The sequence below is a fragment of the Tenacibaculum litopenaei genome (assembly GCF_964514025.1).
Lineage (GTDB): Bacteria > Bacteroidota > Bacteroidia > Flavobacteriales > Flavobacteriaceae > Polaribacter > Polaribacter litopenaei.
Genome location: NZ_CAZEQT010000006.1, coordinates 831,010 through 849,633 on the forward strand (window position 1 = coordinate 831,010; position 18,624 = coordinate 849,633).

At 35.5% G+C, this 18,624-nt stretch carries 18 protein-coding genes; 1 reads left to right on the top strand and 17 read right to left on the bottom strand.

All coding sequences use genetic code 11. The annotated features are described in order from the left end of the window. Positions 1–970 precede the first annotated feature (970 nt). Positions 971–1,486 (top strand): hypothetical protein, encoded by a 516-nt coding sequence (locus ACKTS5_RS12360; protein WP_408044187.1) that lies wholly within the window; start codon positions 971–973, stop codon positions 1,484–1,486. Between the two features lie 95 nt (positions 1,487–1,581). Here the strand turns inward: ACKTS5_RS12360 and ACKTS5_RS12365 are convergent, their stop codons facing one another. The 17 genes from ACKTS5_RS12365 to ACKTS5_RS12445 form a co-directional block, all read right to left on the bottom strand. Continuing rightward, complete coding sequence (locus ACKTS5_RS12365) at positions 1,582–2,211, bottom strand: hypothetical protein (protein WP_408044188.1); 630 nt, start codon at positions 2,209–2,211, stop codon at positions 1,582–1,584. Next, positions 2,211–2,624, bottom strand: a complete 414-nt coding sequence (locus tag ACKTS5_RS12370) for a DUF5675 family protein (protein WP_408044189.1) — start codon at positions 2,622–2,624, stop codon at positions 2,211–2,213. The genes ACKTS5_RS12365 and ACKTS5_RS12370 overlap by 1 nt, the downstream gene beginning before the upstream one ends. Next, positions 2,599–2,940 carry a hypothetical protein gene (locus ACKTS5_RS12375; protein WP_408044190.1) on the bottom strand — a complete coding sequence of 114 codons (342 nt, stop codon included), beginning with the start codon at positions 2,938–2,940 and terminating at the stop codon, positions 2,599–2,601. Before ACKTS5_RS12375 ends, ACKTS5_RS12370 begins: the two co-directional genes overlap by 26 nt. Before the next feature lie 20 nt (positions 2,941–2,960). Further along, positions 2,961–3,146 (bottom strand): hypothetical protein, encoded by a 186-nt coding sequence (locus tag ACKTS5_RS12380; RefSeq protein ID WP_408044191.1) that lies wholly within the window; start codon positions 3,144–3,146, stop codon positions 2,961–2,963. Positions 3,147–3,164: 18 nt separating this feature from the next. Then, positions 3,165–4,268: a hypothetical protein gene (locus ACKTS5_RS12385; RefSeq protein WP_408044192.1), complete on the bottom strand. Its 1,104-nt coding sequence runs from the start codon at positions 4,266–4,268 to the stop codon at positions 3,165–3,167. A 274-nt stretch (positions 4,269–4,542) separates the two neighbouring features. Continuing rightward, positions 4,543–6,537: a hypothetical protein gene (locus ACKTS5_RS12390; protein ID WP_408044193.1), complete on the bottom strand. Its 1,995-nt coding sequence runs from the start codon at positions 6,535–6,537 to the stop codon at positions 4,543–4,545. 10 nt (positions 6,538–6,547) lie between these two features. Then, positions 6,548–8,746, bottom strand: a complete 2,199-nt coding sequence (locus ACKTS5_RS12395) for a hypothetical protein (protein WP_408044194.1) — start codon at positions 8,744–8,746, stop codon at positions 6,548–6,550. A gap of 2 nt (positions 8,747–8,748) precedes the next feature. Continuing rightward, the gene (locus ACKTS5_RS12400; protein WP_408044195.1) at positions 8,749–13,050 is read right to left on the bottom strand and encodes a phage tail tape measure protein; all 4,302 of its coding nucleotides are present in this window, start codon (positions 13,048–13,050) and stop codon (positions 8,749–8,751) included. Further along, positions 13,025–13,630, bottom strand: a complete 606-nt coding sequence (locus tag ACKTS5_RS12405) for a hypothetical protein (protein WP_408044196.1) — start codon at positions 13,628–13,630, stop codon at positions 13,025–13,027. The genes ACKTS5_RS12400 and ACKTS5_RS12405 overlap by 26 nt, the downstream gene beginning before the upstream one ends. Next, positions 13,627–14,070 carry a hypothetical protein gene (locus ACKTS5_RS12410; RefSeq protein WP_408044197.1) on the bottom strand — a complete coding sequence of 148 codons (444 nt, stop codon included), beginning with the start codon at positions 14,068–14,070 and terminating at the stop codon, positions 13,627–13,629. The genes ACKTS5_RS12405 and ACKTS5_RS12410 overlap by 4 nt, the downstream gene beginning before the upstream one ends. Before the next feature lie 17 nt (positions 14,071–14,087). Then, entirely contained in the window at positions 14,088–14,963 is an 876-nt protein-coding gene (locus tag ACKTS5_RS12415; protein WP_408044198.1) for a hypothetical protein, read from the bottom strand. A gap of 4 nt (positions 14,964–14,967) precedes the next feature. Beyond that, positions 14,968–15,492, bottom strand: coding sequence for a hypothetical protein (locus ACKTS5_RS12420; RefSeq protein ID WP_408044199.1), 525 nt, complete (start codon positions 15,490–15,492; stop codon positions 14,968–14,970). Further along, complete coding sequence (locus ACKTS5_RS12425; protein WP_408044200.1) at positions 15,486–16,073, bottom strand: hypothetical protein; 588 nt, start codon at positions 16,071–16,073, stop codon at positions 15,486–15,488. Before ACKTS5_RS12425 ends, ACKTS5_RS12420 begins: the two co-directional genes overlap by 7 nt. A gap of 8 nt (positions 16,074–16,081) precedes the next feature. Continuing rightward, the gene (locus tag ACKTS5_RS12430) at positions 16,082–17,359 is read right to left on the bottom strand and encodes a major capsid protein (protein WP_408044201.1); all 1,278 of its coding nucleotides are present in this window, start codon (positions 17,357–17,359) and stop codon (positions 16,082–16,084) included. Then, positions 17,359–17,721, bottom strand: coding sequence for a hypothetical protein (locus ACKTS5_RS12435; RefSeq protein ID WP_408044202.1), 363 nt, complete (start codon positions 17,719–17,721; stop codon positions 17,359–17,361). Before ACKTS5_RS12435 ends, ACKTS5_RS12430 begins: the two co-directional genes overlap by 1 nt. Positions 17,722–17,728: 7 nt before the next feature. After that, positions 17,729–18,334 (bottom strand): hypothetical protein, encoded by a 606-nt coding sequence (locus tag ACKTS5_RS12440; RefSeq protein WP_408044203.1) that lies wholly within the window; start codon positions 18,332–18,334, stop codon positions 17,729–17,731. Between the two features lie 36 nt (positions 18,335–18,370). Next, complete coding sequence (locus tag ACKTS5_RS12445) at positions 18,371–18,610, bottom strand: hypothetical protein (protein WP_408044204.1); 240 nt, start codon at positions 18,608–18,610, stop codon at positions 18,371–18,373. Positions 18,611–18,624: the final 14 nt, after the last annotated feature.

Sequence of the window (18,624 nt, forward strand, 5' to 3'; positions counted from 1 at the left end):
CTATTTATGAATGTGATTTGCCGGAATCTTCAACAAAAAATACGGAGGTTTTCCCAGATCCTTACTCCCAGTAAAAGCTGGTGTTTTGTACAACTGATTCACTGCTAAAATCAATTAACAAAACACAAATACCTAAAAACAAGAAGCTTACGACATATAAAAAAACAAAAGTGAAATATAAGTGAAATTCTTCTAATTATTACAACCCTATTTATGCCCTAAAAATAAAGTGTAATTCCTTCACGAAATTACTAAAAACTCTAGCAAGGTTCAATCCAAATCTCGCATAATTTTGCATCATGTACGCAAAATATTTTTCCTTACTCATAAAAACTCAGGGTGTACCACATTTAGATGGTGACCAATGGCGAAGACTCCAAAATATCGGCGCTGTAGAGTATCATATTCAAAGAATAAATGATATGGGGGTGAAACACTCCCTATTCAAAGAGGTCATGAAAGAACAGTCCAAATTAGATAGACTAACGAAGAAACTTCCTCCGGAAGAGTTAATACGTGAGATGATCGAGCTTTCTAGATAAAAATTTCATAACAATAATGAATTGACCAAAAGGTATTTTAAAGAAAGTGCTATTGATAGCATAAAGCGACTCCTTTAAATAGCTGGAAAAGTTTCTTGATAGTATTATAATCCGAAAATAGAAAAGTACTCGTTTTTAATTCAAAAAGTACATTTTTTTGAAAAAAAATAGTTGTTGTATAGTTTTTCTAATTGGCGTAATCACATGTTTATAATGACATTTAAACACTGTTTAAAGATTGTTAAGACTCAGGGATAACCCTGAGTTTTTTTATGGTAAAAGTAGGTATATTCAAATCCGAAATGTATTCTTAAATTTGAATATCAGTGATTTGAGTCAAGATATTTTATTTGTAAGATTACGTAATCACGTAATAATCTATAAAAAGTTGTTCCTATCATTGTAAAAATTAACCAAAACAAAATATTATGAAAAAATTATTTTTATGTCTCGCAATTGTATTTTTCGCTAGTTGTTCGGATAATGATCAAGTTAAAGACAATTTAGACTTGAGTAATTTAGATTTATCCGAGGTCAACTTTGGATTCGACAAAGACATCGTAGTGGATTTAAATGTAAACGATAGCGATGCAATTGCAAAGCTAAGTAATCAACTAATCGATGAAGCTGACCAACTGATCGATAACAGCCCAAAAAAGGTTGTTGTTTTCAATCTTACTTTGGATAACACTACCAAAAAAGTCACAATTTCAGATGTTACGACACATGACTTTACAAAAGTGAAACGTGGTGATCCGATTGAAGATTTGATCGGTTCTTGTCCTGATGGATGGACTCATGAAGGGAACTGTAGTAGTGCGAGTTGTGTAAAACAGAAAGTTGCAGCGGTATTGTTAAAAGTCAAAGGGTCTGGAGATTGTCAAAGAGTCGAGGTCTCGAGAGGAATGTTTAGTGCAACCGTATGCTCACAAAGTTGTGATTAATCATAAAAAGAACTTATTTATATGTAAAAAGAGGGGTATATCCCTCTTTTTTTTGAATACAATTAACCTTAAGTATGTATAGTCTGAGTAGAAAGTCAGAACAATCGCTTCTTGAACCCAATCGATGCTCTTTTTTGAGTATCGAAACCAAGTTCTATAATATCGCCTTGTTTGTTTTGAACTCCTACGTTTACTTCAAACGAGGCCTTATCAAATTGTGTTGACGTGGTGACTTTACCCCCTAAAAATACACCAAACTTTGGAGTTACCGTTTTTGTAACTGTCTTCTTATAAAACGAGACCTTTCTGGGTGCCAGAACATAGTTGAATTTAATTTTCTCAAGAGAACCTTTTGTTTCTGCTTTTACAGTCGCCGTAAGAACGGAATCTTTAAAAACCTCTTCATACTTACGAATTTTAGAAGCGAATAGTAACTCTCGTAATATTGTAACACTATCGGCTTTCTCACCATACTTTTTTTCAAGTTCTTTAATAATCTCTTTGTACTTCTCATCATTTGAGATAACCTTGTATTGAGTTATTACTTTTTCTCTAGGTTCATGAACAGTAAAACTATTCTGAGCCCCTGGTAATTCTTTATAGACAATAATGCTGTCGACTCTAACTTTTGCAGACTTGTCAGAAAAAGAGTTTCCCCCTCCTCCGAAAAAAATCAGAAGGAGGAGAAAAACTATTACCCCGACATAAACTAAATCCTTATTCATTACTGATCAATTATCATTAACTCAAATTCAACCGGTGCAACCTCTAATAACTGCTTCATGGCATTCTTACTGTTAATAACATCACGATAACCATCTTTATCAATATCCTTGAATCCCGTTCCGAGCAATATACATCCTCGAGTATCTCGATAAAAATTACCAAAATGTATCAAAATGTAATCTCTTCCCTCAACTCCTAATAAAATATAATGCTCACCATACTTCTTAGAAGTTCTTCGTTTACACAGGTATTTTCCAGCATTAATCCTACTGATAGAACGGGCATTCCCCCTATCTGGAAGTTCTAGTGTTTTCAAAGACAAAACTACCTCCCCATCATTAATAAACACAACCTCTCCTAAGGTTTGCCTCTCTTCTTCTTTTAATCTACTCAGTGTCGCTATCATCATCATTCAATTCTTTTCTTTGTTTCTCGGTTTTGAGCTCCTCCTGCTCGACTTGCTCTTGCCCTTTTTGAACGGCTTGAATATTAAGCCTATGCTGTTTCCACTCCTTGCTTACAGCTCCTAGAACTCTCACCACTCCATAAATAGAGCCAATGACAACCGTAACTTTACTTGGAGGTTTACTAAGCAAGGAATGAAAGAAATCTTCACTTGTAAAACTCCCCTCAAGCAATACAAGGGAGCTCAACCCGAAGGAATAGCCAAAGACCCAATTCAAAACTATTATGGCTTTGTCGGTAACTATCGTTAATATCGATGTCATGATTTTTCGGGGTTTATAGGTTAAGATTTCTTTTCACTGACAGTTAATGGCTCTAAATGAATCATCGATTGCTTAACATAAACGGCCTCGTCTAAGCTAAATACACCAGCTCTCTGTGCTTTTTCCGCTACACTAAACAAAATTCTTAAAGATTCCTGTTGATCCTTGTTTAACTCTACTACATTCGTTTTTTTATTAACTTCCATCTTCATTTATCTTGATTATTAAATTTTCGTTGCGTTTATTTTTAGCCATTCACTTGAAGATATCCTTATGTACATTGCTTCAGAACCCGGATTTTTATTGACTAAAATTGTCTTAATAGGATTTTTTGAAGAAGGATAATGTACGTTTAACGCAGCGCTATTTAAAGCACCGCCTAACGTAACAACATGAATATTTGGGATGTTTCCAACGTAAGCAAAACCACTATCATTGTTGAGTTGGCTTGTTTTTGTTGGAATTTTAGAGAGTATCCAATCTTTCCTTACCACTTTATTTCCTGGACCACTGTCCATTTGTGCCATTGATTCCAGAATCAAGATTGGATTCCTTGCCTGAATGGTATCTTCAAAGAATACTGGTGCCTCAAACTTAACTTCCTCGGAAACGGAACCCGCTTGGAATTTCAAATACCTATCATCATGATGATGGTTCAATAATGAATACCTCCCATCAATGTTTACTGAGCTCGTTTTCGAATCGTTCAAAACGGCCGTAAAAGTACCATTTGCGGCATTAAAATTCAATCCATTGAGAAATACGTCAGCGCTATTGCCTAAATCAGTAAAAGGCGCAGTCAAAGTTGTTCCGTCAATCTTGGTTAAGGTTAGTATCTTATTCCTATCTCCTGTAATCGAAATAGATAAAATATCTCTATTGAGAAAGCTCTGAAGGTTCGTGATTTTACTAATAGGCAATTCCGGAATAAAACCTAGACCAATCTTCACGTTTGAATCAAGTCCTAAATAGCCATTCGCAACATTTTTCTCGGATTTTAATTGTAACCCGTTTAGCGAAGACTGTAAATTTGTGATCTTACTTATTGGCAACTCAGGAATAAAAACTTCATTAATTTTTTTATTGGCACCTAGCCCTAAATATCCATTAGCGATATTCCGTTCTGAACGTAATTGAAACTTGCTTAAATCTGGACTTTGCAACGGAAATTTAACTGCTTTTTTCTTCTTTGGAGAGTATACTGGAATTAACATTCCGTTCTCATACCCATCATTGTCTTCTAACAAATTAATAGGCTTTGACTTTTTACTTTGATTTTGTAAATAGTCATGTATTTCTTTTATCTTTTCTTCAACTCCTTTCGACATAACTCACTGCATTACACAAATATAATCAATTATTTAAAACCAATCTAAATAAGTGATTTAATTTATTATCATTCAACATTTTCTTAACTTTATAGTATGTTATTTTGGTTGGTCTTAGCGTACTTATTTATCCGTGGCGGAATGTTTATTTCTAAAGCTTTCGTCAACAATTTCCCTGTTGATTCATATAGAGAAAGTGAATCCAACATCACAATAAATAACTACCCTACCGAACAACATCTTCATATTACTGAGAATCAATTACAGGAATTCACTAATAAGAAATAAACCCATCTGACTCGCCAAGTATCAAACTTGGAATATCAATAGCATAACTACTGTCCGGTTTCACAAAAGAATTCACATTATAGCCACTGCCAGCCTTTATCAATTTGGCTTTCAATGTGTATAGATTACTGACTCCTTGCCTTTCCGATTCTGGTTTTTCGGCAACCTTATAACTAACACCGTTAATAATTAAATTACTATGGTATGTAGCTAATTCCACTTTCTTTTTCAATTCTTTTGTTAAAGGCAAAAACTCAAAAGTATCTCCCTCATAATACTCAGCACTAATTAAACTCACTTGACTATCTCCTTTGTGGATTTCAGAATCGGAAATTGAAGTATCAATGATGTTGGCGATGGGAATTCTCAACACATGGTTTATCCCAGTCTCATAGAATACATCATCATTTTTATCATTAAAATATCGTATTTCAACACATTCAGCATGTACTTTCTTAATCTCTAATAACTCAGATACCCATTCCTTCTTTGGCAATTTTGGGTCCTCAAGAACAACCTTTACTCTCAAGTTTTTGTTTTCATAATCAGAACAATCTAACTTAAACTCATAGAGATTAAATGGCCTTAAATCGTAAATACTTTTCACCTTTGTTACTATGGGAGAACCTTTGTAACTGTAGTCTACTTCAACCACTTCTGCCCTTTTAATTTCATCAAAAAGAACACTCTTTATTTCCAATGCTCCAACCTTATCCAACTGAATAACGCTTCCAACTCGATACCAAGATGGACGAGAACCATTAAGCTCGTAACTCCCTATTACAGTGCCACTATCATATCCGTATTTACTTCCCGAAGTAAAATAGATACCGGCCTTCCCATTTGGCCTCTGGTACACAACACAATCTCTATAATCCTTTAGACCTAAATACTCTCTTGGCTTGGTAACTGACAAGGGCTGTTCACCTGCAGAACTCAACACAAAAGCCTTAACAGTATCATAATTGGTCCTAAGCTGTGTCGTTAGAACGTCATTGGTTTGAAATCGCTGAATTTCATAATGTGATATTGCATCATTACTTTCGTTAGATAGCGTATTTTCATCGGTCTTGAAGACCTTAATTCCGTCCCAAACCTCTCTTTGCGCGTATCGTATAGAATTCGCTTTAGGAATATGATAGTACGGTGATTTACTCACTAACTCCTTTACTTCAAACTGTTTGGTAACTTGGCATCCGAACTGATCTCTTACATACCCCCAATATTTGCCATCGGCAACATTGTCAAAAACGTTATTGGAATAGAAATCGACACCGTTAATTGAATACTCTAGAACTAGGCCTGTAGTTCCGTTTAAAGAACTATAATTTACTGTTACAGATTTACCTAAAACTGAAACACCTAAGTTCATTTCAAGCAATCTAGGTGGTGTTTTAATAACTGTGCTAACAATTTGGTTTAGTACAGTACTCCTCGCTGTAAAAGTGAATGTTTCTCCTCGTAAAAAACTAAAAACGACAGGGGTAACTGAATTGTCCTTTACAAATGGGGATGTTATTTTATCTACCAGATGACTCGTTGAAATAGTTACGTTCACTTCTGTGCACACATTACTACCACGAGAAATAGTGGCACTATTGAGAACTAGAGTAGGAATATTACTATTCTGATTAGTCTTCTTAAAAACGACTCCTGAATTCATGCTACTTTCATTCTTGAATATCAGATTATCAACATTAGATTGAATTATAACCTTTCCGGGCTCCACAGATTCAGTAAGAACCTCCAAAACATCAAGCCCCTTAATCCCCTGAGCATAATTCAATGCGTCATAATTTGGGCGCTTAAACGGCTGAAAACTTTCATGAATAACATCGTTCGGTGTACCTAACTGGTTATGATGCGGATCTATCCATGTTACTGAAAAGTCCTTTATTTTACCATCTAATTCAGTTTGAAACTCAATTCTATCATTTAGGTTCATTTTGGGTAATGTTACCTCCAATATACTTCTTGCCATTCTCCTACATTTATTTATTTGCTAACAACACCTTCCAAGTGCCTTTACCTGATTCCTTGACCTCGAACATATACCCATAGCGGTAGATGTCTTCAGAAACTTTAAATTTTACTATTCCATAAAACACATATCTCTCCTCTCCATCTATCACTACTTTACTTCGAAGTTTTTTACTCAATGAGAAATCTACCTTGTGAGTGAACTTAGCCCAATAGGGTTGAAATTTAGCACGTCCATAACTCTTTACTTGCTTAGCTCCTCCCTCATGTAATAAAGAGCTACCTTTCTCTTGGGATTTCAAATTAACGTTGCAATTCGCACTAGTATAGCGAATATAGCTCTCTGGATAGCTGAATAAACTACTCGCTAAGAAAAGACTTCTTCTATCTCTCATTCGCCCGGGTGTAAACCTCAAATTCGTGGCTGTATTCGGGTCATAAATCCCCTCTGGCTCTAACTCAAAGTCATCCTGCCATTTTCTTTCCAAAAGAATATAATCTGAACCTTTTTTTGTGTCTAAGAAAAATGAATCTAGATCATACTGAGTATCTGCCTGTGGATGAGTTTTCTTATGTTTTCTTCTGGCAAACTCAACAGCTGAAGAATCAGCACGAACTTTAGACAACAATGTGTAATCCTTTTCGATATTATCGAGCTCATTTGTATACGAAACTTTTCCGTTGTACTCACCGATTCCCGTAGCTTCTTCATAACCATCCCCTCCCTTTTCGTATCCAAATGTGTAGCCTGAGTACACAAAATCAATGGCTGGAGAAATTTCCAAATCTTCAACAATGTTCGGTAATTCAACAGTAACACTAGGCATGTAAAAAAAATCTAGCCCCTCAATACGAACTCGCTCTTTGAAACCTATCTTTTCTATCATAGTCCCAATACCACACGTAGCGTTCAAACTTGTTTTCAAATCTTTAAAAGATAACGACGCTCGCTTATCGTCTTTTGCCGAATTAAACCCTCGAATTGCAAGTCCATTCGTTACCGCCATCCCTCCAAATATGCCGTCCTTTTTATAACCATACTCTTTTCTACCAAACAATTCAGAATAAAATATTTTAGGTTTACCAGTGATGATTTCAATTTGTTTTTCAAGAATATCATGTATGTAGATACACGGAGCTTTAGTCGTCTCTACTTCGGAATCCTCAGAAATAACAACTGAACCATCAGCATTATAAAAGTCATGTTGGAAGAACCCGGGATCGTCACCGAAAAGTCCGCCTCCTCCGAAGACTCCTCCTGTTACACAAATTAATGCCATACTATCGCCTTTTTCTAACAAAAGACTCTCGTTAAGCGAGAATGCTACCTTCCTCTTATTATGATTTAATGGAGCGGGGTCAACATATAACTCGATATCCCTTTTAGTGTTAAACTCTAAACCTCCTTTATAGATTCTAAATGTGATCTTCAAATACTCTGCGCCTTTAGGATCATCAATTAATACAGGGTTAATCCAGCAGGACATATCTATGATTACTTTCAATTTCTTTCTCCTATCACTATTTAGATAGAAAACTTGAGTTGAATCTGGTTTATTAGTTGATTTATCAAACTCACTTATGCTAGGGGTAACAATATGCTCTTTATCTGAATTACTCTCTATTTTAAACGGAAAATGAGCTATTGCCATTCTTGTATTTCCTCGAGTCTTGATACGAGTTTTTGTTACTGAACTTCCAGCTTTAATTGTACTCTTCAAAAATATTTTCCTTCCCTCTAAAGCGATAGTTTGCTTCAAAACAGGATTAATATTATTTCCGTACAAGTCAATTACTCTGTTGTATTCTAAATTCTGCCCTCCTTTTGACTTTACCACTTTTGCAATTCCCCCCTCTTCAATTTTTACTGATAAAACCCCCTTCTTATCCTTAAATTTAATCAAGTCTAAAAAGTAGACATCTTGGTAAAAGTCAAAGGAATTTGTAGGATTTTCCTTAACTATTGTGTAACGTATTTTAGCTTTTTCTCCGTATAATTTAATCGTCTGAAGAATATACTCCCGTCCTAACCCAAAAAACCTTACATCTTTGGCATTCTTAGATATAAATTCGTTGTCATCTTTACTCCTGGTAATTTGCTTGTCAGCACTTTTCCAACCTTTAGGCTCTTCAATTAATTTCGGTTTCGAATCCCCTTCATACTGCAAATAATGTTGCTCTATATCTCTATTTAATGTTATCAAGCTCATAACTAAAACTTTGTGTATTCTTGTGGTATTTCGACGTTAATATTGTTAACAGTTTTGGCGCCGAGCAGACTTGAATTGATAGCTCCAACTATATCTCTTTTGAAATTATGATTATTGTTTTCAATAGCCTTAGCTATAACAGTTTCATCCATTTTGTGAACTGTAACCTTCTCTTGGTAATTCCTTGCTTTTCTTGCCTGATTATTTAAGCCAGAAATTGTCAATTTGTCAAAAATATTCTGATAATAAGCAACCTTACTTCCTTTTGAATAGTACGTATCTACATCCTTATGAACGATATCATCGGCTTCCAAATATGTCAAAGTTGGAATGTTGGGAGTTAAATATGCCCTTCCATCTTTCTTTTCAATTACTTCATGGACAAAACCATCTCCTACCTCGGCAATTTCATTTTTACCCTTGCCACGACCTGTTTTGTACTTTGGTATTGGTTGAGCTAGAATTGTCGCCATTTGTGCCGCCCCCATAGCCCCAACAATCCAAGCCAAAGGGATACCAAAGAAACCCGCTTCCCCTATTGTTTTAGTAATGGCTTGAGCTGTATTTATACTAGCTTGAGCAAATGCACTTGCTTTATTGAAAATTGCTTTCTTTCTTTGCTCAGACCTTTTCTTTTTCTCTAACTTATCCCTCTCTAAATCCCTTTTCTTTTCAATATTTTCACGCTTTTGGCCTGTGACATATTCATTTTCCAGAATCTTATTGTACTTGGTGTCATGAGCGGAAATCTCATCATCAATTTTCTGAATATTTGAATCAAATAAAGCCCCGGAAAGGTCACTTAGTACTGAATTTAGTTGTGAGGAAATCTGAGCTATTTTATTAACCTTCTCCTTGGTCTTTTGTATCTCAGTTTTATTCTTTTCCAAGAAATCTGTTAGAGATAAATCTGAAATCTGCCTCTTTATTTCCGCAAGCTTTGCCTCATTTTTGGCTCTTTCAACAGCACTAAGCTTATCAGAAGTTAAAAGCTTTTTAATAGCTCCTTCTTGCGTATTTAAGGCATCTAGTGCGTACTTTTTCTTTATTCCCGCTATCCTTCGTTCACGCTCCTCAACAGCATTTTCGTGATTGGCATAAACCCCTTCCTTCTTCTCAAAAGCTTTATTTTCGTTTTCAAGCTCATTCTGGAGTTCCTTTTCTTTCTCGAACTTTTTCTTTTCTGCTAGATCAACAATTCTTTTGAACTCAATTTCGTCCTCCTTATCCTCCTTATTCTTAGTAATAGCCTTCTTCTTAGCTTCGTACTGTTTAATTATAAGCAACTCTTCATTTCCTAATTTGTCAAGGAACGCCTTTTTCTCTTCGCCATCTTTTAAATACTGAACGACCTCTTCTCTAGTAAATCCCTTTCTAATGGCAAGCTTATTAACAGCCGTCTCAAATGCGAGTTCTTCTTCTAACTTACTTGACTTCTTCAACGCTAAAAGTCGCTCCTTTTCCGACTTCTTGGTGTTTTCGATAATTTCCTTTTGAAAGGAAATATCCTGAGCTATTAAAAACTTCTTCAAGTTGAAAGTCCCATTCAATCGTTTCACCCTCTCAGATTCCAACTTCCTTTCCAAATCATCGGTCTTCTTAATGCCTTTGGTTACACCTGTAATTTGCTTTAATTCTCTTTTATAAGCAGCTATTTTTTTACGGGTCTCCTTGATTTCATCAGCTTTCTTTTTAGTTAGATTTTCATATCCATTTTTTGTTAGACTTTTTAATCTCGCTTCCTGCTCTTTTATTTGAGCTGTTAATTTTCGAACAATAAGAACTTCATCAGCTTTACTTTTCGCCTCTTTAATACTAGCTGTTTTTTGCTTTTGCCTTGCGTTTTTAACACCTGTTATCGACGCTATTAAATCTTCATTTTTCTCAATACTTATAGTTGTTTCAGCAATTTCTTTCTTTATACTTGCTTTTTTTTCACCAAAGGCCAACTTTTGCCTCTCAGTTAATTTAGTTTCTACTATCCTGATTTTGTTCATTTTACTCATCGTAGTAGTCACTTTATACAACTCACCGTTTACCTTTTTATAAGCACTACTTAAACTCTTGACACTAACCACATTCCCATTTTCCTTAGACAGCTCATTAAAGGCCGATAGTTCTTTTTTTAGATTCTTCAACGAGTTTTGCAATTCATCATTCTGTATTTTTGCCTTCAGAGTAGTATTTGAGTTTTGAAGCTTAATGAACTCTCTAACCTTTTTACCGTTAATCTCTACGGAATCCCCTAAATCATTGATTCCAGAAACCACGCCAGGGATATCTGTTGCAAGCTTGTTTACTATTTTATTGAATTCTTTTTGCTCCTGGACATTTAGATTCGTTTTTGATTTTAGCACATCATAGCGGTCTATCATTTCTTCCAACTCATTGTTTGCCTTACTGGTTTTCTCTGCTTGTTCTAAAAACTCATCATTCCCCTTATTTAATTCTTGTGCAACCTGTGCTGAACTTCTACTTAACTTATCGAACAACGCAACTAACCCTGTGATGGCAAACAAAGCAATTCCCAAGGCATTCGCTCTTAAAACTTTATTTAGCTTTCCAAAGGCTAATGCAGTTTTACTAACCCCTTTTGCAGAAGCCAAAGACGCAGTCCTTGACAATATGAATTGATGATTCATTAAACTCGTTTGGACCCGAGATAAATAAACCATTAATCTGTATACTATATATGCAGAGGTAACAACCTTTAAAGAGTTTAGAATTTGAGAAAGGTTACTTGAAAGGTACTTTATTGCATTAGACAGTTTTCCAGAATAATTCGATGATTCGTTCAACTGAAGAATATATCCCTCCCATGCTGATTTCAACAACTGTAGTGACCCATCAAGAGTATTCAATTCCTTTTCAGCCATGGTTTTAGCAGTACCACCAGCATTTTGTAATTCAACATCTAATTCTTTAGCCTTTTCTATATTTTTCGCCAATACTGAGGCGGAAACAGCAGCTTTTTTTCCAAATTGATCATTGGCTTCTGTTAATCGGTCTTGACTCTTCTTAATTTCTTCAATGATTTCAGAATATTTTAAACCTTTTCCAGCACTATCTATAAAAATATTTCTAAGTGAAGTTGAAGAGGAAGATACATCAATACCTGCATCAGATAATTTTCCCATCAAAGCGACTAGTCTTGTGAATCGAATTCCTGCTTCATTAGCCGCTCCTGCAACAATTGGAATCCCTGTTTTAAGCTTTTCGAAATTCAATGCACTTTTAGCCGTTGCCAAAGACATGATATCTAAAACCTTCGGCGCATCTGTAGTGCTTAATTCATCAAATGTCTTTATAACTGCACCTGTTAACTCTGCGGTTTCATCTAACTTGGCATTCATCGCTATCGAGCCCTCTATAGATGGTTCTGTTAAAGCTATAATTTCCTTTTGCTTAAAACCTAATCGAGCATAAGCTATCTGTAATTGAGTAACTTCATTTGCTGTTTTGACGGTCTCGCTCCCTAATCTTACAGCATCGTCTGTCAACGCCTTTATTTCTTTACGTTCGACCTGCAGAACAGAAGCCAAGGTTGCATTTGCCTTTTCAAAATCTTTGACTATCCTAAGGGCATCTTTCATCACTTGAACATAGAGAAAAGCACCTCCAACCAGACCTAAAGCAGAAGCCATATTTTTTGCTGCAGCACTTGCCGATTGCATGGCCTTTCCGTAGTTACCTACATTCCTTTGAAATTGTCCGACATTGGCGTCAACTCGCTTCAATGCTGAATCTAATTTGACTATTTGATCACGTAGCCTTTTGGCATTTTTAGACGTCTCTCCTTCAACTAAAGCAACATCCTTGTATCTTCTTCTTAGTTTTGTTAATCGGACAGATAACTTATCATATTCAGAAGACAACTTTGAAGACAAAACAGCTGATTCCCGCTTACCCCTATTTAATAATCTTTGTTCGTATCGCTCCTTTTCTGTAAGCCTAATTCCTGATCTTTGGACCTGTTGCTTCTTTTTAGATAGATCAATTTGCTTCTTTTCCGTGTCTATTTTTGATTGCTCTAGTTTATGCAGAGCTGTTTTGGCTAGAGTTACCTTCTTGGATAACTCCTCTTCTTTTTTCAAAGTATTGAGTAAATCTTTTCGGTTTGGTGCATTTTTCAATTTCTTAGCCACCTCCAACTGAGCTAAAGCCGATTCCTTCATTGCTTCAAAAACCTTTTTAGTTCTCTCAATCTCCTCGATACCCGGCTTTAAACTTTCGGCTATTCTTTCTCCAATTGTGAAAATACGCTCATCAATTGTTTCTTTAAATTCTATCTTCCCCTTTGCCATTCTCCAACATCTTCATCTTCTGATTACCCAACTTCAACAACGCACAATACTGCGTCATGGTAATAGTATTCGTATCTATAAATCCTGCACCGGTAATTATTCCATAACTCAGTATAACTTCATCTATATTACCTTTTTCTAATCCTTCCGGTTCCTCCTGAGAAACCAATAACTCTAATTCGTTCTGGTACTTTTTCAGCCTAACTAACTCAGACCCGTTGTTCGATAATATTCTTTGTAAATCGATATTATAATCTCCTGCAGAAAAACAATAACCTTCCGCCTCTAACGCTTCAATAAGTTCACTATCTTTTCTTGAAAGGTCCATAAAAAGAGTATCGAGCACTAGGTCAATTGCTTCCTTTTTTCGGATGGTAGATTCAATCTTACGTATCAATTCGAAAACCCTCTTCTTCTGGTTATTTTGAGTTAATTCTTCAAACTCATGCTCAATATCCTCAAACCTTTTCTGTAAAGTTTCTGAATCTAAATCATTTTCATCAGTAATGAGTTCATACTTCCCAGATTCAGAAATCTGAAAATAAAGCTTAATCGGTATTGTATCTGCTGTATATATCACCCTATCAATTTCTCTCTAAAATACCTTGTAAAAAAAGGCAGTAGTCTAGTTTCTAAGACCTTTTGTATGTCTTTTTCTTGAAGACCAAAAATGTTTTCCGACATCAAATTTTGAAGAACCTCCTTTCTTTTTGAATCTTTGGTGTCGAAAAACACACTATCTTTTTCTACCTTGGCAAATAATCCGTCTAAAAAATCCCCGGAATCCAATAAGTCGAAAGGTTCTCCCCTCTTCTTTCTACCATCTGTCAATATTTCGGTCATGGGTGAGTAAAAACCAATTGGGTTTCCAAAAACATCTTCACTTTCATCATGTAGAGTAGCTCTGTTGTAAGCCGCCAATTCCTCCTCTAAAGACCTAATGAATTTGTATAGATCATTTCTAATTTTCTTCCGAGTGAGCTTCTTTGCTCTTTGTTGAAACTCAAATATATTTGCCATTGCAGACGCAATCTTAATTAGTTAGTGGCAACCTCAATTTTCAACAGGTCTACTACTTCAAACATAATATTTGGCTTTATATCCACACCTAACATTCCCACAGTAAAACCACTAGCGAAACCTGTTCCTTTGATTTCGTATGTTCCGTTTGAAGGCTCAAAGGTTATCCCATTTGGACGAAGATTCTTTCCAGAAGTATTGTTAAGGAATATTTTCTTTGTGTCTAAATCTTTAACCAAAGCTCCTTCCGAGTAGGCTTTAAAAACGATGGAAGTTGCACTAGCATGAATTTGCTTTAATTCAACATCGAAGATTCCTTCTAAATCTTCTTTGGTTAGATTGCTTTTAGTTACAACCGCTCTCTCTACATCCGTTTTTGAATCAAAAACAATTTCCCCTTTTACGTATGGAACTTTCTCTTTGGTAGCACGTAAACGAGTCACATTGATTGAAGTAATTTTTCTTCCTCGTACCTTTACTCCATCTGTATCGTAGACACCTGAATAATCGCCATCCTGGTTATATTCAAACAACTCGTTATACTCACTCTCCTCATAGGATTGCAACGCATTGAATGCTGGAATTGAAATGTAACATTCGAAAGTGATTTTTTCGACTCCATTTTCAATTACTTTCGAAAATGAACCGCTTTCAAATTTCTTGTCTTCAGTACTTGCATCGGCCAACTCGTGCACTTCAAATAACGGCACTAAGCTTTTAGCTCCAATTGCTTCTCGAAATTTATCTCTATTCTCAAAGTCTGCCACTGATGCAAAAGCAAATCCATTTGACAACACAGGAATTCTTAACTTACTTTCAAGGGCTTGTCTCTTAAAACCCGTATTCTTGTACTTTTTTTTATCTTTTTCGTACAAATTGATATATGTACCCATAATTTTAATTTTTGAAATAATGATTATTGTGAATTGAGTAATTCAAATCAAAGGTGAAGCTCATAAAATGATAAGGTTGCATGTCTATCAAGGATGTTTCGTACCCTTTTAACACACTTTGTCCCTTTACAACTCTCAAATCTTCTAATCCTTTACATTTTAAGAGTTCCAAAACTTTAATTCTAGCCTCTTCGTCCAAACGATGTTTTCTTTCCTTGTAAACCTTTTCTAAATTCAATAAAAAGACGACGGTGACCTCAGTTTCTAATTGACTAAATCTTTCAATCGTTTTTTCGGAATCTATGAAAAAGAATCTTCCATTTGATTTTGATTCATTAATCACTAGTGCATCGATATATTCCCTTTCTTTGGAAAAGAGAGTTAATCTATTACCTATTAATTCCGCTCTTCCAAATGCCTCTAAGTTCCATTCTTTAATACCAGAATACAGGTAATTCTGAATTTCTTGGATTCTTAAGTCTATACCGACCGGGTTATCCAATTCATGCAAGTTCTGATCAACTACCATCTGTCTACTCCATTTATTTTAGGTTTAAGCAACACCTTTGGAAAAAGAATAGCTTTAAGCGCTTTTACAGACTGTAAATACTGATACTTTAACCCAACAGATGTAACCTTTCCATTGTCATTCTTAGTGCCTTCTAGCTCAATTTTAAGCTTCTGGTAGGATTTCTCCTTTTGCCTTGCATTGATATTTACTCGTTGGGTGGTAACTGACAACTGAAGTACCTGGACCGCCATTGCCAGCATTAATGATTTGTCAAAACCTGACTGATACTTAGTAATCATATCATCATATTTTTTGCTGTAATCAGCCTTCAAGTTACTATCAAAGACATCCTCTAATACTCGATTAACGGCCTTCAACACCATTCTTCTCAAATACAGGTTAAATTCTACTTTGGTAATTTCTGGAATTGGCTGACTGTAAAAAATATCTTCAAGAGTAACCAATTCATGCCCGTCCTGATAAGCTTTTTCGTTCTCTTTGGCTTGTAAATCTGACTCAAGAATGGTAGCAAGCTCCCCGAAAGGAGCGCGCCACTTTATTCTTCGAACTAAAAGGTTTATGGAATCACTTGTGTACATAAAAACTCTTATGCTCCTAGTTTTTTACGCAACTCTGCTTCCTGTTCATCAGATAATTCGTTTATCTTCTTGATTAGCGTCTCATCTTTGATGTTAGACTTTACAGTTACGCCAAGTTCCTTAACAGCGTTGACAACTGAGGTTTTCACTAATTCTTTGTCCCAAATGGTAATCTTTGTGTCACCTTCCACCTCTCCGGAAGTAACCTCTTGAGCCTCTTCTGTATTTATATAAAAGAATGAATCAACATTCTGAAGAACAGGAATTACCAATGCTTGACCTGCAGTCTTCTCGCTGACTGGATCAGTAGTTCCTGATTTACTAATTAAAATATATTTGTTAGGCTTAGCATAGGATACTCCTTGTTGAGGAAAAGCTTCCTCCGCCAATGTACTATAAACCAAAGAACCTACTTTAATTCCTTTGGTCATAACTATCATGTTTGGAGTCCACCCCTGCGTAGTTGTGTTTTTACCATCCTTTTGATGAACAAATGTACGATCCACAACTCTCAATTCTAATTTCAATTTTTTCTTTATTACCACAGCTAAATGCTCTTCATCCAAAACCGGAATACTATTGCCTACAAAATTCATATTAAAAGCATGTTGCTCTCTAATCTGCTTGTTTTGACACATTAATTCAACGGTATCTGAATTCATCCAAATATGAGTAGGTATTTCTCCTTTTGCTTTGGCTCCCTTCAATACTCTTCGTAAATCATCAATTGGCCTTGCGTCTTCAGAACTCCATTTAATAGAAGATCCAAATTGATTTGATCGGGGAATATTATAATCAATTCTAATACCATGTCCCACATTGGTTTCATCCTTGATCAAGGTATAACCTGAAGATAAACCTAATAAAAACGCCTCTTCAATAGTTTCTTTAATACCAAAAATACAGGACTCAACATCAGCAAATAGTTTTGTTGCTAACTGTTTTATCATCCCGGGCATACTCTTTAATATCCTGAGATTATTCATCTGCTTTTCATTCAAAACAAATTTCAAACCTATTTTAGGAATATCCCCAGTGGCGTTTTGAATCGCTCCTCTTGATTTCAATGGTAATGGAGAATCAAACGAAACTACGTCAGCCGTCACGCGACTATAATTACCCGAGATTGAATCATAGGTCATATCAACAGAATAATCCTCTGTGAGCATTTGCTCATGAAGATATTTTGGTTCCTCTTTTGACCCATTTACCTTTTCATAATATGCTTTTGATACTTTTTTAAAGTACTTCTTAATAATATCTTTAAAATGTGATACACTTGTCATTAGTCAATCTGATTTTGGATACCTAATTTTTGAAGAACCGCCAATGACTCTGCATTGAACTTATATTTCAAGGTATTGTTATTAATAATTCCTAGAGTCATTACACCAACTGATGGTTTGGCTTTACTTGTAGTTGAAACTACAACTCCCACTAGTTTTTCATGTAATGATCCATCTACTGGTTGAGGCTTAAACACTCCTCTTTCTTTTATTACTCCATGGCCTGCATAGATATAATTATCTGGAAAACCTGTCGTATCTAATACAGTTCCTCCTTCCTTACCATGGATATACTTTTTGATAGCAATACTATCATTACCTCCACGGAACATTTCTTTCTTTGTGCTTAGATCTAACTCCATTCTAATTTTAATTTATAATATCCAAAATATCATCATCCGATACCTCCTCATCTCCAATTGGGTTGGGAAGACCTTTATCTCCGATCTCCTTACTCACAATATCTTGACGAAATTTTGTGGTCTCTTCTAGAGCAGATTTAATTTGCTCATCAATAGAGGTCTCTGAATTGATATCAATCATTCGATTAAACCACTTTTCGTCTTTAAATTCAGTCGGAATTTCAGAATCTTTCCAAAGCTTTTTTGCTTCAGATAACTTTGCATCAACCAATGTTTTGGACTCTACAGCCTCAACTTTGGCAATGATCGTTTTAGCCCACTCAGGAACAACGTCGTCATCCTCTTCATCCGGCTTTTGCTCCTTTTTAGTGTTTTTCTTGTAAGTTTCAATGCCCTTTGTCATTCTGCGGTCAAAATCACTTTTGGCTTCGGGATTGTCCTTTAGAAAATCATCTAATGTCTTAGGCTTATCGGTTTTGTGAAGTTTTTCTAGCTCGGCTACAACACCTTCAATATCACTTTCCTTCTCAATCGAAATGAAATTTACTAGCTCCTTGGTTAGACCTTTCGCTGAAAGTGCTAGCTCAAGTTTCTTTCTTAATTCTTCATTCATGATAATGTTAAATATTTAGATAATAATTATTTAGTACTAAATTACTCCTGCTTTACCTAACGGAGAAGCTTTTTGCATACCTATTCCGATAGGGTTAGTAAAATTCTGCTTTAATAGTTCGTAGATGCGTTTTTCGCTAATAAACAGATGGTAATTTGATAATTCCTTGACTGCTTGTGAAATTTTTATCTCTGGATCATTCTCTGGCAACCATACTTCTAGAAAGTACCTGATATACTCAATTCTAGCCCCTAACAACTTAACATCTCTCTTCATACCCTGCGTCTTAA